The following is a 22,040-nucleotide window of genomic DNA, read 5'->3' as shown; positions in this document are numbered from 1 at the left end:
ATTAGTCACTCGTAAAGCCGGACCGTATCCCCTCAGACCTGCACGGCCCGGTACGAAGGAGACCAAGATGAACCGCATTTTCAAGACAGCCGTGCTGTCCGCCGCCGTGGTCGCCACCACGCTGGGGACCTTTTCGGCAGCCAATGCCGATGACTGGCGCCGTTGGCACCATCACGGCCATGGCAATGGCGACGCTGTGGCAGCCGGCGTTCTCGGCCTTGCCGCCGGCGCGCTGATCGGTGGCGCATTGGCCAATGACCGGCCGCCGGCCTACGCTGACCGCTACTACGATGACGGCTACGACCGTGAGGTAGTGGTGCGCCCGGCACCGGTCCGTCGCTATTACGCCGAGCCGCAGGTAGTCTATGCCGACCGTTATGCCGAGCCGTGGACACGCGACTGGTATGAGTATTGCTCGGACCGCTACCGTAGCTTCAATTCCCGCACCGGCACCTTCACCGGCAATGACGGCGAGCAGCATTTCTGCACCGCCAACTGAGGCTTCCCTGCCCTAGACAAAAAGCGCTGACCGCAAGGCCGGCGCTTTTTTGTTATCAGCTGGTTGGGCTTTCGAATCCAGGGGCGGTCCAGATCTCAATCAGGTCAAAAACGGATTGGTCCGCCGTTCCTCGCCGAAGCGCCCGCCTGGGCCATGGCCACAGATGAAGCCGATGTCGTCGCCGAGCGGCAACAGCTTGTCCTTGATCGAGGCGATGAGTGCCGCATGGTCGCCGCCCGGCAGATCGGTGCGGCCGACCGAGCCGCGAAACAGCACGTCGCCGACATGGGCGAATTTGGCGGCCCGGTTGTAGTAGACGACATGGCCGGGCGCGTGGCCGGGGCAATGCAGCACCTCGAACACATGGCCGCCAAACGACACAGTTTCCCCTTCTGCAAGGAACCGGTCGGGCACGCAATTGCGCACGCCGTCGATGCCGTAGCGCCTGCCCTGGTTTTCCAGATTGTCGAGCAGCATCTTGTCGGCTTCATGCGGGCCGAGGATCTCGATGCCGAGTGCTTCCTTCAGCTCCATGGCGCCGCCGGCATGGTCGATATGGCCATGCGTGATCCAGATCGCCTCGGCGGTGATCGCATTGTCCTTCAGCACCGCCAGCACCTTGTCGATGTCGCCGCCGGGATCGACCACCACGCCATGCTTGTCGTCCATGTCGAACAGGATGGTGCAGTTCTGCTGGAACGGGGTGACCGGCACGATGCCGGCATTGAGCTGACCCATGATCGTCCTTTCGCTGTGTCAGCGATCATGTAGAGGCATCGGCCAAACCCGTCCACATCCGGAAGGTCAAACAGTGCGTGTCCAAAAAGAAATGGGCGGCCGAAGCCGCCCATTTTGCCAGCCCGAGATTGGCAGGCCTACTTTTTCATGGCGCCCATGACCGCGCCGAGAATGCCGGTCAGGATCGCGCCGCCGCCGGCGCCACCGACGATGTTCTGCAGGTTGAGCGCGCTGCCCAGGCCGCTGGTGGCCGCCGCGGCTGCGTCAGGAGTGATCGCGCCGCCGCCGAGCAGGCTGCCGAGGATCGCCGCGCCGCCGACGCCGCCGATGGCTCCGCCCAGGATTTTGGGAAGCTGACCCATCGCCGCCGTCTTGATCGCCGCGCCAACCGCCTGACCACCGATAATGCCTGTAATGATCTGAATGATGATCGGAAGAAGCGTGTTCATGTCCATATGATTAGTCCCTCCATAGCTGCCAGCCTCCCGGGCCGACACCATCATGAGACGCCGAATTGGACGAAAGTCAAATGCACAAACGCATAAATAAAAGGGGCGGCCTGAAAACCGCCCCTGCTTGCGAGAAAAGCTGTGACTATCGTTATTCTGCGGCGATCGCATGCTTGGGTTGAACGGCCACAGAATAGTCGTTCATGAGATTCTTGGCGATCTCGCCGACCTCGAATCGGTAAGGGCCGATCTCCGAAACCGGAGTTACTTCCGCTGCCGTTCCTGTCAGGAAGCATTGCTCGAACCCTTCGAGTTCTTCCGGCATGATGGCGCGTTCGATGATCTCCACGCCACGATCCCTGGCCAAGCCAATGACCGTGCGGCGGGTGATGCCGTCGAGGAAGCAGTCGGGCTTGGGCGTGTGGATCTTGCCGTCCTTGACGAAGAAGATGTTGGCGCCGGTCGCTTCCGCGACCTGGCCCCGCCAGTCGAGCATCATGGCGTCGGCGTAGCCCTTGGCCTCGGCGGCATGCTTGGACATGGTGCAGATCATGTAGAGGCCGGCGGCCTTCGACCGCGACGGCGCCGTGCGCGGATCGGGCCGGCGCCATTCCGCCACATCGAGACGGATGCCCTTCAGCTTCTGCGCCGGGTCGAAATAGCTCGGCCACTGCCAGATGGCGATGGCGACGTTGATGCGGTTGTTTTGCGCCGAAACGCCCATCTGCTCGCTGCCGCGCCAGGCGATCGGCCTGACATAGGCGTCCTGGAAGCCCTGCTTCTTCAGCAGCGTGGTCGAGGCATCGTTGAGCTCGGCCACCGAATAGGGAATCTTGAAGCCGAGCAGACGCGCTGATTCATGCAGCCGCTCGGTATGCTCGTTGAGTTTGAAGATCTCGCCGCCATAGGCGCGCTCGCCCTCGAAGACAGCGCTGGCATAGTGCAGGCCATGGCTCAGCACGTGGATCTTGGCGTCTCCCCACGGGACAAACTCGCCGTTCATCCAGATGAAGCCGTCCAGTTGATCGAAAGGAACGGATGCCATGGTAACCTCCCGCGGACAACGGCCCGCATATCTCAGTGTCGTTGCGTGTTCTTTTTTGGCCGCGCCAGGTGATTGGAGACGCCGGCCGGTGTCTCGGAGCGTAAGCGGATAATCGCGCCCTGGCAAACTCAGGAAGTTCCGGAAAAACCGGCCTGCCTTGCCTTTTCGTTCGCAATCCGCCCAAAAGCTTGTCAAAAATTACCATTGCAGGGAAATTACGTCAATAGTACTGACATAATCTCCCGTTCCCATGGAGAAATGATGACGGATAAAAGCCCAGCTGCCGGAAAGCCGATCAGGACCGCGATCACCAGCGAGGACGGCATCGACTTCGCCATCATCGAACTCTTCTTCTTCGCCTATCGCGACTTCACCTCCGATCCCGATCAGATCCTGGCCGATTACGGCTTCGGCCGCGCCCACCACCGCGTGCTGCATTTCGTCAACCGCCGGCCCGGCCTGACCGTCGCCGAACTGCTCGACGTACTGAAGATAACCAAGCAGAGCCTGGCGCGTGTGCTCAAACAATTGATCGACACCGATCACGTCGTGCAGTTGCAGGGCCCGCGCGACCGCCGCCAGCGCGAACTTTATCCCACGGCCAAGGGCCGCGCGCTGGCGCTGGCGCTGGCGCGGCCACAGTCGCGCCGCATCCATGCTGCATTGGAAGATTCCGGCGCCGCCGAACGGGCCTTGGTGGAACGCTTCCTCGAAGCGATGGTCAATCCGGAACTGAGAGCTCAGATCGACGTTGGGTCCGCAAAAATGTCAGGGAAAAGCCATGGAGAGCACTGAGAGGGTCGACCAGGCGGCCGCACCGGACGACGACGCACCGCATCTGCTCGTGGTCGACGACGACACCCGTATCCGCAATCTCCTCAAGCAGTATCTGACCGAAAACGGCTTTCGCGTCACCGTCGCCGGCAATGCCGGCGAGGCCCGCCGCAAGCTCGCCGGCCTCGACTTCGACCTGCTCGTGCTCGATGTCATGATGCCGGGTGAAACCGGCGTCGACCTGACAAAGTCGCTGCGCGCCGAAAAGAACGTGCCGATCCTGATGCTGACGGCCTTGTCGGAGACCGACAGCCGCATTTCCGGGCTCGAGGCCGGCGCCGACGACTACCTGCCAAAGCCCTTCGACCCGCGCGAGTTGATCCTGCGCATCAACAATATCCTGCGCCGGGGCGGCCCGGTGGCGACGCCCAAGGTCGAGCAGCTGGTGTTCGGTCCCTACACATTCCAGATCGCCAGGCGCGAACTGAAGCGCGGCGGCGAAGCGCTGAAGCTGACCGACCGCGAACAGGAGATCCTGGCGATCTTCGCCGCGCGCGCCGGCGAAACCATCCCCCGCCACGAGCTGGTCGGTGACGATTCGGAAGTCGGCGAGCGTACCATCGACGTCCAGATCAACCGGCTGCGCCGCAAGATCGAGCGTGATCCGTCCAACCCGGTCTGGCTGCAGACCGTGCGCGGTATTGGGTATCGGCTCAGCGTGGAATAGAATGCCCGCGGCGGCCCAAGTGGATGAAAAGAGCCAATGGCGACCACGGAACTGGAACAGCCGGACAATGACGGCTTGAGCGCACGCGCCACGCGGATGTTCAAGGCGGTGCCGCGCATCTGGAACCGGTTCTGGCGCCTCGTTTCGCTTTACATGCCCAAGCGCCTCTATGCGCGCTCATTGATCATCGTCATCGCGCCGATGATCCTTTTGCAGTCGGTCGTCGCCTTCGATTTCATGGAACGTCACTGGGCAACCGTGACGCAACGCCTGTCGCAGGCCACCGTGCGTGACATCGCCGCCATCATCGACCTGATCGAGACCTACCCGCACGACGCCGACTACGCCAACATCATCCGCATCGCGCAGGACCGCATGCAGCTGAAGGTAGACCTCCTGCCGCCGGATCCGTTGCCACCGCCCGGTCCAAAACCGTTCTTCTCGATCCTCGACGATGTTCTCTCCGCCGAAATTACCCGCCAGATCAACCGCCCATTCTGGATCGACACGGTCGGCAATTCCAACATCGTCGAGGTCCGAGTCCAGCTCGAAAACAAGGTGCTGCGCGTCTTCGTGCGGCGCAGCCAGGCCTATGCCTCCAACACCCATATCTTCCTGATCTGGATGGTCGGTACCTCGCTGGTGCTCCTGATGATCGCCATCCCCTTCCTGCGCAACCAGATCCGGCCGATTCTGGCGCTTGCCGAGGCCGCCGAGAGCTTCGGCAAGGGCCGGCCGATGCCTCGCGATTTCCGCCCGCGCGGGGCCGAGGAGGTGCGCCGCGCCGGCTTTGCCTTCATCCAGATGCGAGAGCGCATCGAGCGCCAGATCGAGCAGCGCACGGCCATGCTGACCGGTGTCAGCCATGATCTCAGAACCATCCTCACCCGCTTCAAGCTGCAGCTGGCGCTGGCCGGCGGCAAGGCCGAGACCAAGGCGGCGCTGGACCAGGACATCCAGGACATGCAGTCGATGCTGGAAGGCTATCTCGCCTTTGCCCGCGGCGAGGCCTCGGAGGATCCGGGACGTTTCGATCTCGAAGCCTATTTCCAGAAGCTCGGCGAGGAAGCGCGCTTGCGCAAATGCAAGCTGTCGACGACGCTTTCCGGCGATCCGACCGTGCATGTGCGGCCGAACGCCTTCGCGCGGCTCTTGTCCAACGTCATCGGCAATGCCTTCCGCTATGCCAAGACGGTGGAGGTCACCGCCAATCATGGCCGCGGCTCGCTTCTAGTCACCATCGACGACGACGGCCCGGGCATTCCGGCCGACAGGCGCGAGGAAGTCTTCAAGCCCTTCGTTCGGCTCGACGAGGCCCGCAACCTCGACGCCAGCGGCACCGGGCTCGGCCTCTCGATCGCCCGTGACATCGCCCGCAGCCATGGCGGCGACATTACGCTCGACGACAGTCCGATGGGCGGCCTGCGCGCCGTGATCAAGGTTCCGGCCTGATTTCTATTTGACTAACTGAGCATGATCTTGCCTGAAAACCGGTTTCGACTTTCCGGGGTTACGGTCTGCTTCATCCGCCCGTCATGAAACCATGATCAAGAGCGCGCATGAAGCGCGCGACCGCACTTGATTCGTCCTTGCCGCCTTACTTCGACCCCGTGCCCGCCAGGGTGCGCTGGGGCGAAGCGAGGGCGGCCGCATGGTCGCCGTTCCGGCATCGTTTAAAGGCAACCGCAGACCTCCGGAGCAAAGGGCCGCCATGCGCATATTGATGGTCACCGACGCCTGGCGCCCGCAAGTCAACGGCGTCGTCCACACGCTGGAGCGGCTCACCGAGACCCTGAAGTCCTACGACGTCGCGGTCGAATTCCTGACCCCGAACATCTTTCGCACCCTGCCCCTGCCGACCTACCCCGACATCCGCCTGGCGCTGACCACGCCCGGCCATGTCGCGCGCCTGATCGACGGCTACAAGGCCGACCACATCCACATCGTCACCGAAGGGCCGCTGGGCATCATGGCGCGGCGCTATTGCCGCAATGCCGGCCGGCCGTTCACCACCAGCTATCACACCCGCTTCCCCGAATATCTCAGTGCCCGCCTGCCGGTGCCGGAGAGCTGGGCCTATCGCTGGCTGCGCGATTTCCACAATTCGGGCCAGGGCACTCTGGTCGCCACGCAGTCGCTCGCCGACGATCTCACGGCGCGCGGCTTCAACAAGCTCAGGCCCTGGACGCGCGGCGTTGACACCGACCATTTCCGGCCCGACAAGCGCAAGGACCTCGGCTTCCCCGGCCCGGTCTTCCTGTGCGTCGGCCGTGTCGCCATCGAAAAGAACCTCTCGGCCTTCCTCGATCTCGACCTGCCCGGTAGCAAGGTGATCGTCGGCGAAGGTCCCGAGCTTGCCAAACTCAAGGCGAAATATCCCCAGGCGCGTTTCCTCGGCCATCGTCCCAATGACGAACTGGCCGAAATCTATGCCTCGGTCGACGTCTTCGTCTTCCCCAGCCGCACCGACACCTTCGGCAACGTCATCATCGAGGCGCTGGCCAGCGGCACGCCGGTCGCCGCCTATCCGGTGACTGGGCCGATCGACATCGTCGGCGACGGTTTTGGCGGCGCGGTATCGAACGATCTGCGCGACGCCGCGCTCGCCGCGCTCAACGTCAGCCGCGACCAGGCCCGCGAGCGCGCCATGCGCTACAGCTGGAAGGCCTGCGCGGAAATGTTCCTCGACGCGGTCGAGGAAGCATTGGGAAAGACGCGCAAGCTGGCGGCCTGACAGATTCGTGGTTCAAGAATCCTCTGCGCACAGCGCTACTCGCCTTCCCCATTGTATTCTGGCTATGATCAGGTCCCTGCGAACGGAAATTGGAATGGATGGCAAACGAGCCTTATCCGTATCTCGTGCACACCAACCGCGAATTGGAGATGATGCTCGCCGGATCCAAGCCGTTTGCCGTCTTTGCCCATGAGCGCGTGGACGGCTTTGAAAAATCCGATGCGCTGGCCAACCAGGATTTCGCGACCTATGTCGCCAATGGAACAGTGTCGGAGCATATCCGCTCCTTCACTAGGCACCTCCCGGATGGCTCCTCACTGGACATCGACTATTACTTTTATTCCCGTCGGGGTGAAGAATGGCGGGTGGAGGCCTTTTTGCTTCTGCTCGATCTAATGGGCCGCGGGCCTGGTGCTCTCAATTGGAATGGCTGGAAGGCAAGCTTCTGGGCTACACGGATGAGCAGAACCTTTATCATCTCTCCCGAACCTATCCGAAAGATCGATGGGTCGCAGAGACATTTGGGAAACAAGCGTCATCCAAGCCAATCGAGCTCACTTAAGCGCTAAAACAGTCTGCCGCCATCCGGCACCTTGCGCTCAATGGCGCCCAACACCACGGCGCCCTCCTCGTCGGGAAAACCGAGCGTCAGCACTTCCGACATGAACGGGCCGATCTGGCGCGGCGGGAAATTGACCACCGCGAACACCTGACGGCCGATCAATGTTTCCGGCGTATAGTATTTGGTGATCTGCGCCGACGACTTCTTGACGCCGATGGCGGCGCCGAAATCGATCTTCAGCTTGAAGGCAGGCTTGCGCGCCTCCGGAAACGGTACGGCCTCAATGATCGTGCCGGCACGGATGTCGACACGATCGAAATCGGCGAAGCTGATTTCGGGCTTGCGCTCGTTGCTTGAACTCATTTCGAACGCGTCTTGCTCAGGCGTTGCCGAAGGTCTCGAACAGCACGCCGGCGAGCGCGTCCTTGGCCGAGGTTCCCGACCACACGACGAACTGGAAAGCCTGGAAGTAGCACTCGCAGGCTTCCAACGCCGAGGACAAAAGCACCTCGACCTGCTGGCTCGAGGGTTCGACCCCGCCGGCGAGCAGCAGCGACTGGCGGAACATGATGGCGCCTTCCTGCTCCCAGAGGTCGAAATGGCCGAACAGCATCTGTTCGTTGATCAGCGACAACAGCCGCATCACTTCCAGCGTGCGGGTTTCCGGCACCTTGATGTCGAAGGCGCATGCGAGATGCAGCGCCTCGAAATCCTCCATCCACGAGAAGGAGACGTGATAGTCGGTCCAGCTGCCGGCAACCGAGATCGAGATTTCGTCGTCGCCGGCCCGTTCGAAGGACCAGTCATTGTTGTGGGCCACCTGCTCGATCACATCCACCGGATGGATTTCGCGGGAAAATTCGAGTTCGAGAAGTTCCATGGAATGCTTCCTGTGTTCAGAGGAGCGCCACACGCTCCGCGGGGCACACACGACGAACAATCTTGTCTAGAACTCGGACGGCCGGGACTTATCAACGCAAAGACCCCAGACCGAACCCCACCGCCCGGCGGCATGACCCTGCTCCGAATCATGCAACAAATTCAGTCTATTGATCGGGAGTCGCGTGAACAGCCCAATTTTTCGCACTGCGTCATTCGCATGTGGAAAGGTGCCTGTCACAAAGAGTCACGCAATGCCGGTAAGCGATTCACGGCAAAGCGATTTTCAGGCTGGTGCTTTGTGGAAAAGTTTAACGAATTATTTTTTCGGCTTGGGCTTCGCCGGAGCCGCAGGTGTGGCCTGACCGGTCAGTTCGGCGATCCTGGCCTCGAGCGCCTCGATGCGCTCGGCAAGCCTGCCGTTCTCTTCTCTCGCCTTGGCGGCCATCTCGCGCGCGGCCTCGAACTCCTCGCGCTGCACGACGTCCATGGAGTTGAGAATGCGCTCCGCTTGGCCCTTGAAGGCCGTTTCCACCTCGCGCCGCACACCTTGAGCAGCACCGGCGGCATCGGTCATCAGCTTGGCGAATTCATCGAGAATGCGGTTCGGTCCGGTCGACATGGCAAATCCTCGCTTGCTTGATTTGAGTTAGTGGTGCTGGGCGCGGAATGCAAGAACGTTGAAGCTTGGCTGGGCCTCTGCGTTGCTATGGCGCATAGCCGCATGGCGGCCTGCCGCCCCCTGCGGGAGGCTCCCTGACGACTCCGAAGCTGTACTTGAGGGTGGCAAGTCGCCTATCATGACGCCCTCGTCTCGCCTCCCTTCAGGCACGTTTCAGTCAGGATAAACAATGGCAACGCCCCCGCGCCGACCGACAAATGCGATGGAAGCCGCCGAAGCTGTCTTCAAGCCGGTCAAGAAGCCGGCCGCGGCCCCGCCTCGCGAGCCCTCCACCGCTCCCAATGTCCGCGAGCTTGTCTCGATCAGGATCGACCGGGCCGTGCTGGATCATTTCCAGGAAGATGGTCCAGGCTGGCAGGACAGGATCAACGACGCCCTGCGTGAAGTGGTGGCCGCCAGGACCAGGGGTTGAGCACGCCACCTGCGCGATGAACCTTGAAGCGATCCTGTTCACGGACCATGGACGGCCGTGACCTTGCCTTGACCCTGCCAAAACCCTGCCGCATGGTCCGCGCCGATCGCAACCGAGAGCTCCCCGTTGAACGAATATTTCCTGCTGCCGCTGGCTTCGCTGCCTTTCCCGAACATCAACCCGATCCTCGTCCAGATCGGGCCGCTGGCGGTGCACTGGTACGGCATCGGTTACATCGTCGGCATCCTGTTTGCATGGTGGTATGCCAAGCGGCTCGCGGCAAATCCGAAACTCTGGCCCGACGGCGTCCTGCCGATGAGGCCGGAGGATCTCGACGATTTCATCGTCTGGGCGGCCATCGGCGTGGTTCTGGGCGGCCGCACCGGCTATGTCCTGTTTTATGACCTGGCGCGCTATATCGCCCATCCGCTCGATATCTTCGCCGTCTGGCAAGGCGGCATGTCTTTCCATGGCGGCCTGCTCGGTGTCATCATCGCTATGACGCTGTTTTCCATAAAGCGCGGCATCCGCACATGGTCGCTGTTCGATGTCGTGGCAGCGGGCGTGCCGGTCGGCCTCGGCCTCGTGCGCGTCGCCAACTTCATCAACTCCGAACTCTGGGGGCGGCCCACCGATGTGCCCTGGGCTATCGAATTCCCCAATGGCGGTCCGTTCACCCGCCATCCGAGCCAGCTCTACGAGGCCCTGCTCGAAGGCCTGGTGCTGTTTGTCGTGCTGCGCATCCTCACCCACTCGCGTCTCAAGCTGAAGACGCCGCGCTTTGTCGGCGGCGCCTTCATCTGCGGCTACGGCCTGTCGCGCATCTTTGTCGAGTTCTTCCGCGAACCCGACCAGCAGCTCGGGTATCTCCTCGGCACCAACTGGCTGACCATGGGCATGATCCTGTCGACGCCGATGGTGCTGGCCGGCATCTGGGCGATGGTCACAGCCAAGCCGGTGACGCAAGCTCAGCCGCAGGCGACATGACGCGACTGAAATCCCGCATCGTCGACCTGATCGAGGCGGTGGGTCCGATGCCTGTCAACGAATACATGGCGCTGTGCCTGTTCGATCCGCGCGACGGTTACTACACGACACGCGAACCGTTCGGCGCGGCCGGCGACTTCATCACCGCGCCGGAGATCAGCCAGATGTTCGGCGAACTCGTCGCCGTCTGGCTTTACCAGGCCTGGACAGCAATCGGCCGGCCGATGCCCGTCACCATCGCCGAGATCGGCCCCGGCCGCGGCACGCTGATGAAGGACATGCTGCGCACCTGGTCGCGGCTCGATCCGGCCTTGGCCAACGGCGCCGCCTTCGCCATGATCGAGACCAGCCCGCGCCTGACGGAAGTCCAGAAACAGACGCTCGGCGCGACACCATTCGATGTTTCCTGGCACGAGACGATCGACACGCTGCCGCGGCAGCCGCTGCTGATCGTCGGCAACGAAGTGTTCGATGCCGTGCCCATCCGCCAGTTCGTCCGCGCCGGCGCCGAATGGCGCGAGCGCATGGTCGGCCTGGACGACGCCGACAATCTCTGCTTCTTCGCCGGCGCCGGCTCGGTCGACCCGACGCTGCTGCCCAGGGATGCGGCCGACGCACCACAAGGCGCGGTCGTCGAAGTCGCGCCCGCCCGCACCGCCCTGATGGCGGCCATCGCCGAGCGAATAGCCGGCGACGGCGGCGCCGGACTATTCCCCGACTACGGCCATCTGCGGCCTGGTATTGGCGACACGCTGCAGGCCTTGCGCAGGCACAATCATGAAGATGTGCTGGCCAATCCCGGCGAGGCCGACCTCACCTCGCATGTCGATTTCCCCGCTCTTGCAGCAGTCGTGCGCGGGCATGGTCTCGACGCCCATCTGTCGACGCAGGGCAATTTCCTGCTCGGCATGGGCATTCTGGAACGCGCCGGCCAGCTGGGCGCCGATGCCGGCCAGGCGGCACGCGACAAGATCTCCGATGCCGTCGAGCGCCTCGCCGGCCCGCAAGCGATGGGCGAGTTGTTCAAGGTGCTTGCCGTCATGCCACGTGGTATCTCCGTCAGGCCCTTCGCCACGGCGGATTGACTTTTTGCCGCTGCCCCTCCCAATCTCCCGTCCGGTAAGAGAGCGGCCGGACCGCCGGCTGCTTTTCCTTGACGAAACCACCCACACGGACAACAACGCCCGCATGCTCAATCAGACCAAACCGGATCCCGTTCGGTCGCCACTGCTGGACAAGGCGCTGGCACAAGGCATCCGCCACGGCTATTTCACCCGCACTGGCGGCGTCTCCACCGGCATCTACCAAGGCCTCAACATCGGCACCGGGTCGGATGACGACCAGGCTCTGGTGGCCGAGAACCGGGCCCGTGTCGCCGCCTGGATGGGCGTGCCCGCAAGCCATCTCCTGACCGCCTGGCAGATCCATTCGCCCGACGTCATCATCGCCAGGGAACCTTTCGCGGGCGAGCGGCCCAAGGCCGACGCCATCGTCACCGACCGGCCCGGCATCGCCATCGGCGCGTCGACCGCCGATTGCGGCCCGGTCCTGTTCGCGGATGCCGGCGCGCGTGTCATCGGCGCGGCGCATGCCGGCTGGAAAGGCGCTTTCACCGGCGTGCTCGAAAACACCATTGCCGCCATGGAGAGCCTCGGCGCCCGTCGCGAAAACATCATCGCCGTGCTCGGCCCTTCCATCGGCCCCGACAATTACGAAGTGGGGCCGGAATTCGTCGCCCGCTTCGTCGAGGCCGACAGCGAAAATGCCCGGTATTTCGTACCTTCGGCACATGCCCGCCATTCGATGTTCGACCTCGCCAGCTACACGGTCGACCGGCTGGCCAGCGCCGGCGTGACGGCCGAGAGTCTCGGCCGCTGCACCTATGCCGAGGAAGATTTATTTTACTCCTACCGGCGCACCACGCACCGCAAGGAGCCCGATTATGGCCGGCAGGTTTCGGCAATCGTTTTGGAGAAGATATAATGGCGCTGCATTTTGAACGATCGGAATTCGACGCCCGGCGCGACCGGCTGATGATCGAGATGGCCGAGAAGAAGCTCGACGCCATCCTGCTGTTCGCGCAGGAAAGCATGTACTGGCTGACCGGCTACGACACGTTCGGCTTCTGCTTCTTCCAGTGCCTGGTGGTGAAGGCCGACGGCTCCATGGTGCTTCTGACCCGCTCGGCCGACCTGCGCCAGGCGCGCAACACCTCGATCATCGACAACATCGTGCTGTGGACCGACCGCGACGGCGCCAATCCGGCGGTCGACCTGCGCAACCTGCTCAACGAACTCGACCTGCTCGGCGCCCGCATCGGCGTCGAATACGACACCCACGGTCTGACCGCCTATAATGGCCGCCGCCTGGACGAGCAGTTGCAGACCTTCGGCCAGATCGCCGATGCCTCCGGCATCGTCGGCCGGCTGCGCCTGTTCAAGAGCCCGGCCGAAGTCGCCAAGGCGGAAAAGGCCGCCAATCTCTCCGACGACGCGCTGGACGCGGCCCTGCCGCTGATCAAGCAGGGCGGCGACGAGGCCCTGATCCTGGCCGCCATGCAGGGCGCGATCTTCGCCGGCGGCGGCGATTACCCGGCCAACGAGTTCATCATCGGCTCCGGCGTCGACGCGCTGCTGTGCCGCTACAAGGCCGGCCGCCGCAAGCTCACCAAGAACGACCAGCTGACGCTCGAATGGGCCGGGGTCTTCCATCACTACCATGCGCCGATGATGCGCACGGTGCTGACCGGCAAGGTGTCCAAGCGCCATCAGGAGCTGTTCGACGCCGCACGCGCCGCGCTTCTGGCCGTCGAAAAGGCGATGACGCCCGCGAACTCCTTCGGCGACGTGTTCGACGCCCACGCCCGCACCATGGAAGCGCACGGCCTGACCAAGCATCGGCTGAACGCCTGCGGCTATTCCGTCGGCGCCCGCTTCACGCCGTCCTGGATGGACATGCCGATGTTCTATCAGGGCAATCCCGAGCCGATCGCGCCGAACATGACGCTGTTTGCCCACATGATCATCATGGATTCCGAGACCGAGACGGCGATGACGCTTGGCCGCACCTACCTGACCACCGAATCCCAGCCGAAGCCGCTGTCCCGCCATGATCTCGACTTGATCGTGCAGTGAATCCATAATGGGAGGCGTTCTTCGCCAAGGAGTTAGAAGGCAAATGAGACGATCGCATGTGACGACCGTGTCATTGCTTGTGGCATTGGCTTTGACTGCCTGCACCAACGCAAAGGACGTCCTCGAACCTTCCGCCATCACCCCGCCGGCGGCCTCGGCACAGCCTGCACCCGCCACGCAAGGCAGCGCCGCGGCGACCGTTCCCGCCCCGGCGCCATCGACGGCCGCGCCGGCCACCACGGCGGCGGGCGCACCCGCCGCCGCGCCCGTCACCTCCGCCCAGGCCGCCGCGACCCTGTCGAAGACCCGGCTGCAGATCGCGCCGATCGTCGGCGCTTCGGTGGACGCCGCCACGCCGCTGACGGCGGAACTGCAGGCACGCGCCAAGCAGCGCGGCATCACGCTGGCCGGCAGCCAGGACCAGGCCGCAACCCATGTACTCAAGGGTTACTTCTCGGCGATGACGGAAGGCAAGGACACCACCGTCATCTATGTCTGGGACGTCTACGACCCCTCCGGCAACCGGCTGCACCGCATCAACGGCCAGATGAAGGCGCCTTCGACCGGTTCCGGCGGCAGCGCGGCCGACAGCTGGAAGTCGGTCTCGCCAGCCACCATGCAGGCGATCGCCGACCAGACCATCGATCAGTTTACGGCCTTTCTCAGCGGTAAGGCGGGTTGAGGTGTTGCCAGCCGGTGATGCCGAACAGCTTTCTTAGGCTTAGCCGGCGGATTCGCGATCACGACGCTTGCAATAGCCGCGCGGGCCGCTAAAAGCCCGGTTAAAAGGCGCAGGAGAGTCTGTTGGGACTCTCCTTTCTCCACCAGGAACGGTGCATGAAACTCTTCGCAGGCAATTCCAACAGGGTGCTGGCCGAAGCGGTCGCTCGCTATCTCAACATCCCGCTGGGCAAGGCCAGTGTCAGGCGCTTCGCCGACCAGGAAATCTTCGTCGAAATCCAGGAGAATGTGCGCGGCGAGGATGTCTTCATCCTGCAGTCGACCTCGTTCCCAACCAATGATCACCTGATGGAACTGCTCATCATGATCGACGCCTTCATGCGCTCCTCGGCCAAGCGCATCACGGCGGTGATCCCCTATTTCGGCTATGCCAGGCAGGACCGCCGCGCTTCCGGGCGCACGCCGATCTCGGCCAAGCTGGTTGCCAACATGATCACACGCGCCGGCGTCGACCGGGTTTTGACGCTGGATCTCCATGCCGGCCAGATCCAGGGCTTCTTCGACATCCCGACCGACAATCTGTTCTCGGTGCCGGTGATGGCCCGCGACGTGAAGGCGAAATACAAGCAGCTCGGCAACGTCGTGGTGGTGTCGCCCGATATTGGCGGCGTGGTGCGTGCCCGCGCGCTGGCCAAGCGCTTCGACGCGCAGCTCGCCATCGTCGACAAGCGCCGCGAGCGCCCGGGCGAATCGGAAGTCATGAACATCATCGGCGCGGTCGCCGGCAAGGATTGCCTCTTGATCGACGATATCGTCGATTCCGGCGGCACGCTGTGCAATGCCGCCGATGCGCTGCTGGCCAACGGCGCCACCAGCGTCACCGCCTACATCACCCACGGCGTGCTGTCAGGCGGCGCGGTCGCCCGCATCAGCGGCTCGAAGCTGCAGGAACTGGTGATCACCGATTCCATCCAGCCGACGCAAGGCGTGCTCGACGCGCCCAACATCCGCGTCATCTCGATCGCCGACCTGATGGGCGAAGCCATCTCGCGCACAGCGACCGAGGAATCGGTGTCGAGCCTGTTCGACTGAAAGCCGGTTACCCCTGCGGCAAGGCCGATGGCATCGGCGCCTCCAGCCGGGCCGGGGCTCGCCGCATGCCTTCGCCGGCATCGCGCGCGCCGCGCATATAGCCGCGCGGCGAGGAGCCGAGCATACGCTTGAACATGGTGATGAAGGCCGGCACGCTGTCATAGCCGAGATCGAGCGCCACCCTGGTGATGGGCTCGCCATCGGCGAGCCTCGGCAAGGCCGCGAACAGGCAGGCCTGCTGGCGCCACGTCGACAGCGACAAGCCGGTCTGGCGCTGGAAAGCGCGCGTGAAGGAGCGCCGGCTCATGCCGACAGTATCGGCCCATTCGTCGATCGTTGCGTGCGGTGAGGGCGCGGCGACGAAACGCCGGCAGAGCGCCGCCAGTTTGGGATCGGACGGAAACGGCAGGCCGAGCGGCCGCTCCGGCAATTGCGGGATCTCATGCAGGAGCAGGCTCATGATCAGGCCGCCGCGCCCTTCCAGCTCGCTGCCTTGCGGGAGCTTTTCTGATTCCACGATCAGGCTGTGCATCAGGTCGGTGATGCCGACGACGCGCATGCCCTCCGGCAGGCCCGGGATCGCCTGCGGCATGACATAGACCGAGCGCATCGACACATCGCCCAGCATCTCGACGGAATGTTCGATACCGGCCGGAATCCACATCGCATGGTCAGGCGGCACCATCCAGCGCCCATGCCGCGTCGTCACCAGCACGACGCCGACCAGCGCATGCAGCAACTGGCTGCGGCTGTGGTGGTGGTGCGGCACGTGGTAGCCGTCCGGATATTCCGTCGGCAACACCACCGCCGGCCCGACCGCCTGCTCGAGCCACTGCCAACGCAGCCCGTGCAATTGCCCGAGATCCGTATGGCCGGCGCCGAAAATCTCCCTGGCTTTTGGCATTCGGTATGGCCCACTTGCGAAACTATTGGACCAAACCACGAAAGAAGTCGCTTGGCAACCAGACTATAAGGCTGCCTGCGGGAAGCGCCCGCCACGTCGCCTGCGGGAACAACCCGCCAAAAAGACTACGGAGCCTATCTTGACCGATACGACAGCCACCAGCGTCGCGCCCCCTGCGACCGTCAGTCACGCTTCAGCCCAGGCGACGGCCTTCACCGTCATCCTGGCGGTGAGCCTGTGCCACTGCATCAACGACATCATGCAGTCGCTGCTATCGGCCATCTATCCGCTGCTGAAAGAGAATTACGGTCTCGACTTCTGGCAGATCGGCCTGTTGACCTTCACCTTCCAGGTGACGGCATCCCTGCTGCAGCCGATCATCGGTGCGGTCACCGACAAGCGACCGATGCCTTATTCGCTGCCCTGGGGCATGGCCTCCTCGCTGATCGGCCTGGTTGTGCTGGCCTACGCCGGCCACTACTATCTGCTGCTGATCGGCGCCTCGCTGATCGGCATCGGTTCGGCGATCTTCCATCCGGAATCCTCGCGTATCGCTCGCTTCGCTTCCGGCGGCCGGTTCGGCCTGGCGCAGTCGCTGTTCCAGGTCGGCGGCAATTTCGGCCAGTCCATGGGCCCGTTGCTCGCTGCCTTCATCGTCGTGCCCTTCGGCCAGACCAGCATCGCCTGGTTCGCCGTCGGCTCACTGATCGGCATCGTCATCCTGTGGCAGGTCGGTGGCTGGTACAGCCGCCTGCGCGCCGCGCAAGGCAATCGCAAGACGGCAAGCTTCGTCTCGCCCTTCCCGCGCCGCAAGGTGATGTGGGCCTTGGCAGTGCTGACCTTGCTGGTGCTGACCAAGAACGCCTACATCGCCAGCCTGGCCAGCTACTACACCTTCTACTCCATCCATAAGTTCGGCGTTTCGGTGCAGATGTCGCAGGTCATGCTGTTCCTCTTCCTCGGCTCCTCGGCGCTGGGCATCCTGCTCGGCGGTCCGTTCGGCGACCGCTATGGACAAAAGGCGATGATCTGGTTCTCGATCGTCGGCGTGCTGCCCTTCACGCTGGCGCTCCCCTACGCCAACCTGGAATGGACGATGGTGCTGACCGTGCTGATCGGCCTCATCCTGTCGTCAGCCTTCTCCAACATTGTCGTCTTCGCGCAGGAACTGGTGCCGGGCCGCGTCGGCACGATCGCCGGCATCTTCTTCGGCTTCGCCTTCGGCGTCGGCGGCATCGCCGCCGCGGTGCTCGGCGTCGTCGCCGACATGAAGGGCATCGATTTCGTCTTCCAGATCTGCTCCTACCTGCCGTTCCTGGGGCTGCTGACGGTGTTCCTGCCCAACATGAAGCAAGCCCGCAAGGCGCAAGCAGCCGCTTAAATCATCCGGGCTGTGTCCAGGCAAAGGCACCCGCCAAATGGCGGGTGCCTTTTTCGTTCAGGCGGGAAGGTTTCAGGCCTTGAAGAAGGACAGCAGGTCGGCGTTGATGATTGCGGCGTGGGTCGTGGCCATGCCGTGCGGAAAACCCTTGTAGACCTTGAGCTCGCCCTTCTTGAGCAGCTTGATGGTCAACAGCGCCGAGTCGGCGATCGGAACGATCTGGTCGTCATCGCCATGCATGACCAGCACCGGCACGTCGATCTTCTTGAGGTCTTCGGTGAAGTCGGTCTCCGAGAAGGCCTTGATGCAATCATAGTGCGCCTTGGTGCCGCCCATCATGCCCTGGCGGTACCAGTTGTCGATGACACCCTGCGAAACCTCGGCGCCCGGACGGTTGAAACCGTAGAACGGCCCGGTGGGAACATCCACGTAAAGCTGGGCGCGGTTGGCGGCGACGCCGGAGCGGAAGCCGTCGAAGACCTCGATCGGAAGGCCGCCGGGATTGGCTGGCGTCTTGAGCATGATCGGCGGCACCGCGCCGAGCAACGCTGCCTTGGCGACACGGCCGCCCGCTCCATACTGGGCGACATAGCGCGCCACCTCGCCGCCGCCGGTCGAATGGCCGACATGGATGGCATCCTTGAGGTCGAGATGGGCGGCAAGTTCCGCAACATCGGCGGCGTAGGTGTCCATCTCGTTGCCGACATCTGTTTGGGTCGAGCGGCCGTGGCCGCGGCGATCATGGGCGATGACGCGGTAGCCTTGTGCCAGGAAGAACAGCATCTGGGCATCCCAGTCGTCGCTGCTCAACGGCCAGCCGTGATGGAAAACGATAGGCTGGCCGGTTCCCCAGTCCTTGTAATAGATCTGCGTGCCGTCCTTGGTGGTGATCGTGCCGCTGCCTGAGCCTGATTTGGTCTGCGAGGTCATCTCAATCTCCGTTAAATTTGATGTCGCGATAAACAATATCGCGATATCGATATTGTTTATCGCAGCTTGATCCCCGTGTCCACAAAAAATATATATCGCGATATCATTTCTCGTGGTACATACTTGAGGCGCTTAATCGGCAAAGGACTGCGTCGTGCCTCTCCCGTTGGACAATCAGCTCTGCTTCACGCTCTACGCCACCAGCATGGCGATCAACCGCACCTACAAGCCGATGCTGGACGAGATGGGCATCACCTATCCGCAATATCTCGTGCTCAACGCGTTGGGCGAGGCCGACCGCATGTCGGTCGGCGCGATCGCGCACAGGCTCGCTCTGGAATCGAGCACCGTCACGCCGCTGGTCAAGCGTATGGAACAGGCTGGCCTGGTGACCCGCCAGCGCAATCAGGCCGACGAGCGCCAGGTACAGGTCGGCCTGACATCCGCCGGTCGCACGCTGCTCGTCCAGTGCAATTGCCTGAACGAGACCCTGATCGAGCGCTCGGGCATGACGCTGGCCGAACTCGACGCCCTGAACCGGCAGGTCCAGGCCCTGCGCGATGCGTTGAGCCGGTAGCGACGGCTCTTCGGCCGCCGCTTGCACCTGGGACCACCTTCCGCTATAGAGCCGCCACCCGCGTAGACACCCTTGGAGGCAACGCGGCGGAAGGCTGCCTTCCCCTTGTGATCCCGAACAAAGATCCGCTCGCTGCGGTTTCCGGCATTCGGACATCGAGGTCCAGCGGCTTTCGACGTTTACGGCCTGGCACATCACCAACCGTAGGCGCTCCATAACACGCGAAAGGAAAAGCCATGAGCCACGATACTTACGAGCTCAAGGCCGAAGCGCGCGAACAGGTCGGTAAGGGGTCCGCCCGAGCAGTTCGCCGCAACGGTAAAGTGCCTGCAGTAATTTACGGCGACAAGCAGCCTCCCCTGGCGATCGCGCTCACCTACAAGGACATCTTCTACAAGATCCATGGCGGCGGGTTCCTGACCACGGTCGCCACGATCGATGTCGACGGCAAGAAGATCCAGGTCCTCCCGAAGGACTTCCAGCTCGACCCGGTCAAGGACTTCCCGATGCATGTGGATTTCCTGCGCATCGGCAAGGACACGGAAGTCAATGTCGACGTGCCTGTCCACTTCATCAACGAAGACAAGTCGCCCGGCATCAAGCGCGGCGGCGTGCTCAACATCGTGCGTCACGAGGTCGAGTTCCACTGCCCGGCCAATGCGATCCCGGAATTCATCACCGTTGATCTCACCGGCGCCGACATCGGCGATTCGATCCATATCTCGGCGGTGAAACTGCCGGCTGGCGTCAAGCCGGTCATCTCCGATCGCGACTTCACCATCGCGACCATTGCCGGTTCGGCGGCGATGAAGCCGGAGACGGAAGAGACGGCTGAGGTTGCGGCCCCCGAAGCGGCTCCTGCCGCCGAAGAGAAGTAACTCTTTCACGCCCGGAGCGGACGATGCTTGTCTTTGCAGGCCTCGGCAATCCGGGCGCGAAATATGCTGAAAACCGGCACAATGTCGGCTTCATGGCGGCGGACGCCATCGCCCGCCGCCATTCCTTTTCGCCCTGGTCGAAGAAGTTCCAGGGCCTGATCGCCGAGGGCACGCTCGGCGGTGAAAAGATCATCCTGATCAAGCCGCAGACCTTCATGAACCTGTCCGGCCAGTCGGTCGGCGAAGCGCTGCGCTTCTACAAGCTCGACCTTTCCGCCCTCACCGTCTTCTATGACGAGATCGATCTTGCCGAAGGCAAGCTACGCATCAAGACCGGCGGCGGTGCCGGCGGCCACAACGGCATCCGCTCGATCGATGGCCATGTCGGCAACGCCTATCGCCGCGTCCGCATCGGCGTCGGCCATCCCGGCGTCAAGGAAATGGTCCAGCATCATGTGCTCGGCGATTTCGCCAAGGCCGACCGCGACTGGCTCGACCCGCTGCTCGACGCAATCGCCGACAACGCCGCGATGATCGTCAAGGGCGACGAATCCGGCTTCATGAACAAGGCCGCTCTCGCCGTCCAGGGCAAGACCGGCGTCGAACCGGGAAAGCCAGCGCAAAAGCAGGCTCCGAAACAGCAAAGCCATGTCCGCCAGGCCCGCCCCCAGCAGGCGCCCGCCAAGCTGCCCGAGACCGGCCCGATGGCGGCGATGCTGAAGAAACTCTTCGGCAACAAGGACTGAGCCGCGGGACCATCGGCGTTACAGGGCTTGACGTTCCCAACCCCTATCGCCCATAGCCCTCATCAAATTTCGCTTTTCCCGATAGGACCGGACAAAATGGGTTTCAAATGCGGCATCGTTGGCTTGCCCAATGTCGGCAAGTCGACGCTCTTCAACGCGCTGACGAGGACGGCCGCCGCGCAGGCCGCCAACTATCCCTTCTGCACCATCGAACCGAACACCGGCGAGGTGGCGGTCCCAGATCCGCGCCTGCAGAAGATCGCCGAAGTCGCCAAGTCCAAGGAGATCATCCCGACACGCATCTCCTTTGTCGACATTGCCGGCCTGGTGCGCGGCGCCTCGAAGGGCGAAGGATTGGGCAACCAGTTCCTCGCCAACATCCGCGAGGTCGACGCCATCGTGCATGTGCTGCGCTGCTTCGAGGATGACGACATCACCCATGTCGAGGGCCGCATCGACCCGGTCGCCGACGCAGAGACGGTCGAGACCGAGCTGATGCTCGCCGACCTCGACAGCCTCGAGCGCCGCATCGTGCAGATCCGCAAGCGCGCCGGCAGCAAGGACAAAGAAGCGACCACGGTGCTGCCGATGATGGAGGCGGCACTCGAGCTGCTGCAGGCCGGCAAGCCGACCCGCGTCCTGCTCAAGGGCATTTCGGCGGAGGACCTGCGCATCCTGCAGGGGCTGAACCTTCTGACCTCGCATCCCGTGCTCTACGTCTGCAACGTCGCCGAGGCCGATGCCGCGACCGGCAACGAGCACACAAGGGCCGTGGAAAAGATGGCAAGCGCGCAAGGCGCCGGCACCGTGGTGATCTCGGCCGCGATCGAGGCCGAAGTCGCGCAGCTCTCGGACGAGGAAGAGATGGAGTTCCTGTCCTCGCTCGGGCTCGACGAGCCGGGCCTCAACAAGGTCATCCGCGCCGGCTACGACCTGTTGCATCTGATCACCTATTTCACCGCCGGGCCGAAGGAAACGCGCGCCTGGACCATCCACAAGGGCGACAAGGCCCCGCAGGCCGCCGGCGTCATCCACACCGATTTCGAGCGCGGCTTCATCCGCGCCCAGACCATCGCCTACAACGACTTCGTCACGCTGGGCGGCGAAGTGCCGGCCAAGGAAGCCGGCAAGGCACGCGATGAAGGCAAGGAATACGTCGTCCAGGACGGCGACGTCATGCTGTTCAAGTTCAACACGTGACGCTCCGGGTCGACAATGTCTGGCGGAAG

At 63.2% G+C, this 22,040-nt stretch carries 26 protein-coding genes; 18 read left to right on the top strand and 8 right to left on the bottom strand.

What is annotated here, in order from left to right:
- Positions 1-67 precede the first annotated feature (67 nt).
- Entirely contained in the window at positions 68-499 is a 432-nt protein-coding gene (locus tag EJ077_RS07125) for a BA14K family protein (RefSeq protein ID WP_208700742.1), read from the top strand.
- Between the two features lie 99 nt (positions 500-598).
- Here EJ077_RS07125 and EJ077_RS07120 read toward each other — a convergent pair whose 3' ends face one another.
- The 3 genes from EJ077_RS07120 to EJ077_RS07110 all read right to left on the bottom strand — a co-directional run bounded on the left by EJ077_RS07120 (position 599) and on the right by EJ077_RS07110 (position 2,731).
- Entirely contained in the window at positions 599-1,237 is a 639-nt protein-coding gene (locus tag EJ077_RS07120; protein WP_208700740.1) for an MBL fold metallo-hydrolase, read from the bottom strand.
- 137 nt (positions 1,238-1,374) lie between these two features.
- The gene (locus EJ077_RS07115) at positions 1,375-1,692 is read right to left on the bottom strand and encodes a hypothetical protein (protein WP_127278400.1); all 318 of its coding nucleotides are present in this window, start codon (positions 1,690-1,692) and stop codon (positions 1,375-1,377) included.
- 145 nt (positions 1,693-1,837) lie between these two features.
- Positions 1,838-2,731 (bottom strand): branched-chain amino acid aminotransferase, encoded by an 894-nt coding sequence (locus tag EJ077_RS07110; RefSeq protein ID WP_208700739.1) that lies wholly within the window; start codon positions 2,729-2,731, stop codon positions 1,838-1,840.
- Positions 2,732-2,992: 261 nt separating this feature from the next.
- Here EJ077_RS07110 and EJ077_RS07105 point away from each other — a divergent pair, with 261 nt between their 5' ends.
- From EJ077_RS07105 to EJ077_RS07085, 5 genes are all read left to right on the top strand, one after another.
- Positions 2,993-3,526, top strand: coding sequence for a MarR family winged helix-turn-helix transcriptional regulator (locus EJ077_RS07105; protein ID WP_208702927.1), 534 nt, complete (start codon positions 2,993-2,995; stop codon positions 3,524-3,526).
- A complete protein-coding gene (locus EJ077_RS07100) occupies positions 3,513-4,232 on the top strand; it encodes a response regulator (protein WP_208700737.1) in 720 nt (239 codons plus the stop codon). Before EJ077_RS07105 ends, EJ077_RS07100 begins: the two co-directional genes overlap by 14 nt.
- Before the next feature lie 36 nt (positions 4,233-4,268).
- Positions 4,269-5,684 (top strand): ATP-binding protein, encoded by a 1,416-nt coding sequence (locus EJ077_RS07095; RefSeq protein ID WP_208700735.1) that lies wholly within the window; start codon positions 4,269-4,271, stop codon positions 5,682-5,684.
- A gap of 259 nt (positions 5,685-5,943) precedes the next feature.
- Positions 5,944-6,966 (top strand): glycosyltransferase family 4 protein, encoded by a 1,023-nt coding sequence (locus EJ077_RS07090; RefSeq protein WP_208700734.1) that lies wholly within the window; start codon positions 5,944-5,946, stop codon positions 6,964-6,966.
- A 98-nt stretch (positions 6,967-7,064) separates the two neighbouring features.
- Complete coding sequence (locus EJ077_RS07085; protein ID WP_208700732.1) at positions 7,065-7,535, top strand: hypothetical protein; 471 nt, start codon at positions 7,065-7,067, stop codon at positions 7,533-7,535.
- Here EJ077_RS07085 and EJ077_RS07080 read toward each other — a convergent pair.
- The 3 genes from EJ077_RS07080 to EJ077_RS07070 all read right to left on the bottom strand — a co-directional run bounded on the left by EJ077_RS07080 (position 7,532) and on the right by EJ077_RS07070 (position 9,029).
- Positions 7,532-7,891 (bottom strand): tRNA-binding protein, encoded by a 360-nt coding sequence (locus tag EJ077_RS07080; RefSeq protein ID WP_127869754.1) that lies wholly within the window; start codon positions 7,889-7,891, stop codon positions 7,532-7,534. The genes EJ077_RS07085 and EJ077_RS07080 overlap by 4 nt on opposite strands.
- Before the next feature lie 16 nt (positions 7,892-7,907).
- Positions 7,908-8,408 carry a YbjN domain-containing protein gene (locus EJ077_RS07075; protein ID WP_027143347.1) on the bottom strand — a complete coding sequence of 167 codons (501 nt, stop codon included), beginning with the start codon at positions 8,406-8,408 and terminating at the stop codon, positions 7,908-7,910.
- 318 nt (positions 8,409-8,726) lie between these two features.
- The gene (locus EJ077_RS07070; RefSeq protein WP_127280606.1) at positions 8,727-9,029 is read right to left on the bottom strand and encodes an accessory factor UbiK family protein; all 303 of its coding nucleotides are present in this window, start codon (positions 9,027-9,029) and stop codon (positions 8,727-8,729) included.
- A 229-nt stretch (positions 9,030-9,258) separates the two neighbouring features.
- Between EJ077_RS07070 and EJ077_RS07065 the strand changes: the two genes are divergently transcribed.
- The 7 genes from EJ077_RS07065 (at position 9,259) to EJ077_RS07035 (ending at position 15,395) form a co-directional block, all read left to right on the top strand.
- The gene (locus EJ077_RS07065) at positions 9,259-9,501 is read left to right on the top strand and encodes a BrnA antitoxin family protein (protein ID WP_208700730.1); all 243 of its coding nucleotides are present in this window, start codon (positions 9,259-9,261) and stop codon (positions 9,499-9,501) included.
- A 126-nt stretch (positions 9,502-9,627) separates the two neighbouring features.
- Positions 9,628-10,488 carry a prolipoprotein diacylglyceryl transferase gene (gene lgt, locus EJ077_RS07060; protein WP_208700728.1) on the top strand — a complete coding sequence of 287 codons (861 nt, stop codon included), beginning with the start codon at positions 9,628-9,630 and terminating at the stop codon, positions 10,486-10,488.
- Complete coding sequence (locus EJ077_RS07055) at positions 10,485-11,573, top strand: class I SAM-dependent methyltransferase (RefSeq protein WP_208700726.1); 1,089 nt, start codon at positions 10,485-10,487, stop codon at positions 11,571-11,573. Before lgt ends, EJ077_RS07055 begins: the two co-directional genes overlap by 4 nt.
- Before the next feature lie 103 nt (positions 11,574-11,676).
- Positions 11,677-12,471, top strand: a complete 795-nt coding sequence (gene pgeF / locus EJ077_RS07050) for a peptidoglycan editing factor PgeF (RefSeq protein ID WP_208700724.1) — start codon at positions 11,677-11,679, stop codon at positions 12,469-12,471.
- Complete coding sequence (locus EJ077_RS07045) at positions 12,471-13,622, top strand: M24 family metallopeptidase (protein ID WP_208700722.1); 1,152 nt, start codon at positions 12,471-12,473, stop codon at positions 13,620-13,622. The genes pgeF and EJ077_RS07045 overlap by 1 nt, the downstream gene beginning before the upstream one ends.
- A gap of 43 nt (positions 13,623-13,665) precedes the next feature.
- Positions 13,666-14,304, top strand: coding sequence for a hypothetical protein (locus tag EJ077_RS07040; RefSeq protein ID WP_208700720.1), 639 nt, complete (start codon positions 13,666-13,668; stop codon positions 14,302-14,304).
- Positions 14,305-14,459: 155 nt separating this feature from the next.
- Positions 14,460-15,395, top strand: a complete 936-nt coding sequence (locus EJ077_RS07035; RefSeq protein ID WP_019860650.1) for a ribose-phosphate pyrophosphokinase — start codon at positions 14,460-14,462, stop codon at positions 15,393-15,395.
- Positions 15,396-15,402: 7 nt separating this feature from the next.
- Here EJ077_RS07035 and EJ077_RS07030 read toward each other — a convergent pair whose 3' ends face one another.
- Complete coding sequence (locus EJ077_RS07030; protein WP_208700718.1) at positions 15,403-16,299, bottom strand: AraC family transcriptional regulator; 897 nt, start codon at positions 16,297-16,299, stop codon at positions 15,403-15,405.
- Positions 16,300-16,438: 139 nt separating this feature from the next.
- Between EJ077_RS07030 and EJ077_RS07025 the strand changes: the two genes are divergently transcribed.
- Entirely contained in the window at positions 16,439-17,680 is a 1,242-nt protein-coding gene (locus EJ077_RS07025) for an MFS transporter (protein ID WP_208700716.1), read from the top strand.
- Between the two features lie 72 nt (positions 17,681-17,752).
- On the opposite strand, the gene EJ077_RS07020 is transcribed toward EJ077_RS07025, so the two are convergent.
- Positions 17,753-18,610 carry an alpha/beta fold hydrolase gene (locus EJ077_RS07020; RefSeq protein ID WP_208700714.1) on the bottom strand — a complete coding sequence of 286 codons (858 nt, stop codon included), beginning with the start codon at positions 18,608-18,610 and terminating at the stop codon, positions 17,753-17,755.
- Positions 18,611-18,764: 154 nt separating this feature from the next.
- On the opposite strand from EJ077_RS07020, the gene EJ077_RS07015 reads away from it, so the two are divergent.
- The 4 genes from EJ077_RS07015 to ychF all read left to right on the top strand — a co-directional run bounded on the left by EJ077_RS07015 (position 18,765) and on the right by ychF (position 22,011).
- Positions 18,765-19,187, top strand: a complete 423-nt coding sequence (locus EJ077_RS07015) for a MarR family winged helix-turn-helix transcriptional regulator (RefSeq protein WP_208700712.1) — start codon at positions 18,765-18,767, stop codon at positions 19,185-19,187.
- A 236-nt stretch (positions 19,188-19,423) separates the two neighbouring features.
- Entirely contained in the window at positions 19,424-20,065 is a 642-nt protein-coding gene (locus EJ077_RS07010; protein ID WP_135867490.1) for a 50S ribosomal protein L25/general stress protein Ctc, read from the top strand.
- Positions 20,066-20,088: 23 nt separating this feature from the next.
- Positions 20,089-20,811: an aminoacyl-tRNA hydrolase gene (gene pth, locus EJ077_RS07005; RefSeq protein WP_208700710.1), complete on the top strand. Its 723-nt coding sequence runs from the start codon at positions 20,089-20,091 to the stop codon at positions 20,809-20,811.
- A 96-nt stretch (positions 20,812-20,907) separates the two neighbouring features.
- Entirely contained in the window at positions 20,908-22,011 is a 1,104-nt protein-coding gene (ychF, locus tag EJ077_RS07000) for a redox-regulated ATPase YchF (protein WP_208700708.1), read from the top strand.
- The last annotated feature ends 29 nt before the right edge of the window (positions 22,012-22,040 follow it).

The organism is Mesorhizobium sp. M8A.F.Ca.ET.057.01.1.1 (genome assembly GCF_003952565.1).
In the GTDB taxonomy this organism is placed as follows: domain Bacteria; phylum Pseudomonadota; class Alphaproteobacteria; order Rhizobiales; family Rhizobiaceae; genus Mesorhizobium.
Note: the sequence above shows the minus strand (reverse complement) of the source record. Positions and strands in the feature narration are given on the sequence as shown.

Coding starts and splice junctions, on each gene's coding strand:
- EJ077_RS07125 (WP_208700742.1), top strand. CDS start 68: ATGAACCGCATTTTCAAGACAGCCGTGCTGTCCGCCGCCGTGGTCGCC.
- EJ077_RS07120 (WP_208700740.1), bottom strand. CDS start 1,237: ATGGGTCAGCTCAATGCCGGCATCGTGCCGGTCACCCCGTTCCAGCAG.
- EJ077_RS07115 (WP_127278400.1), bottom strand. CDS start 1,692: ATGGACATGAACACGCTTCTTCCGATCATCATTCAGATCATTACAGGC.
- EJ077_RS07110 (WP_208700739.1), bottom strand. CDS start 2,731: ATGGCATCCGTTCCTTTCGATCAACTGGACGGCTTCATCTGGATGAAC.
- EJ077_RS07105 (WP_208702927.1), top strand. CDS start 2,993: ATGACGGATAAAAGCCCAGCTGCCGGAAAGCCGATCAGGACCGCGATC.
- EJ077_RS07100 (WP_208700737.1), top strand. CDS start 3,513: ATGGAGAGCACTGAGAGGGTCGACCAGGCGGCCGCACCGGACGACGAC.
- EJ077_RS07095 (WP_208700735.1), top strand. CDS start 4,269: ATGGCGACCACGGAACTGGAACAGCCGGACAATGACGGCTTGAGCGCA.
- EJ077_RS07090 (WP_208700734.1), top strand. CDS start 5,944: ATGCGCATATTGATGGTCACCGACGCCTGGCGCCCGCAAGTCAACGGC.
- EJ077_RS07085 (WP_208700732.1), top strand. CDS start 7,065: ATGGCAAACGAGCCTTATCCGTATCTCGTGCACACCAACCGCGAATTG.
- EJ077_RS07080 (WP_127869754.1), bottom strand. CDS start 7,891: ATGAGTTCAAGCAACGAGCGCAAGCCCGAAATCAGCTTCGCCGATTTC.
- EJ077_RS07075 (WP_027143347.1), bottom strand. CDS start 8,408: ATGGAACTTCTCGAACTCGAATTTTCCCGCGAAATCCATCCGGTGGAT.
- EJ077_RS07070 (WP_127280606.1), bottom strand. CDS start 9,029: ATGTCGACCGGACCGAACCGCATTCTCGATGAATTCGCCAAGCTGATG.
- EJ077_RS07065 (WP_208700730.1), top strand. CDS start 9,259: ATGGCAACGCCCCCGCGCCGACCGACAAATGCGATGGAAGCCGCCGAA.
- EJ077_RS07055 (WP_208700726.1), top strand. CDS start 10,485: ATGACGCGACTGAAATCCCGCATCGTCGACCTGATCGAGGCGGTGGGT.
- pgeF (WP_208700724.1), top strand. CDS start 11,677: ATGCTCAATCAGACCAAACCGGATCCCGTTCGGTCGCCACTGCTGGAC.
- EJ077_RS07045 (WP_208700722.1), top strand. CDS start 12,471: ATGGCGCTGCATTTTGAACGATCGGAATTCGACGCCCGGCGCGACCGG.
- EJ077_RS07040 (WP_208700720.1), top strand. CDS start 13,666: ATGAGACGATCGCATGTGACGACCGTGTCATTGCTTGTGGCATTGGCT.
- EJ077_RS07035 (WP_019860650.1), top strand. CDS start 14,460: ATGAAACTCTTCGCAGGCAATTCCAACAGGGTGCTGGCCGAAGCGGTC.
- EJ077_RS07030 (WP_208700718.1), bottom strand. CDS start 16,299: ATGCCAAAAGCCAGGGAGATTTTCGGCGCCGGCCATACGGATCTCGGG.
- EJ077_RS07020 (WP_208700714.1), bottom strand. CDS start 18,610: ATGACCTCGCAGACCAAATCAGGCTCAGGCAGCGGCACGATCACCACC.
- EJ077_RS07010 (WP_135867490.1), top strand. CDS start 19,424: ATGAGCCACGATACTTACGAGCTCAAGGCCGAAGCGCGCGAACAGGTC.
- pth (WP_208700710.1), top strand. CDS start 20,089: ATGCTTGTCTTTGCAGGCCTCGGCAATCCGGGCGCGAAATATGCTGAA.
- ychF (WP_208700708.1), top strand. CDS start 20,908: ATGGGTTTCAAATGCGGCATCGTTGGCTTGCCCAATGTCGGCAAGTCG.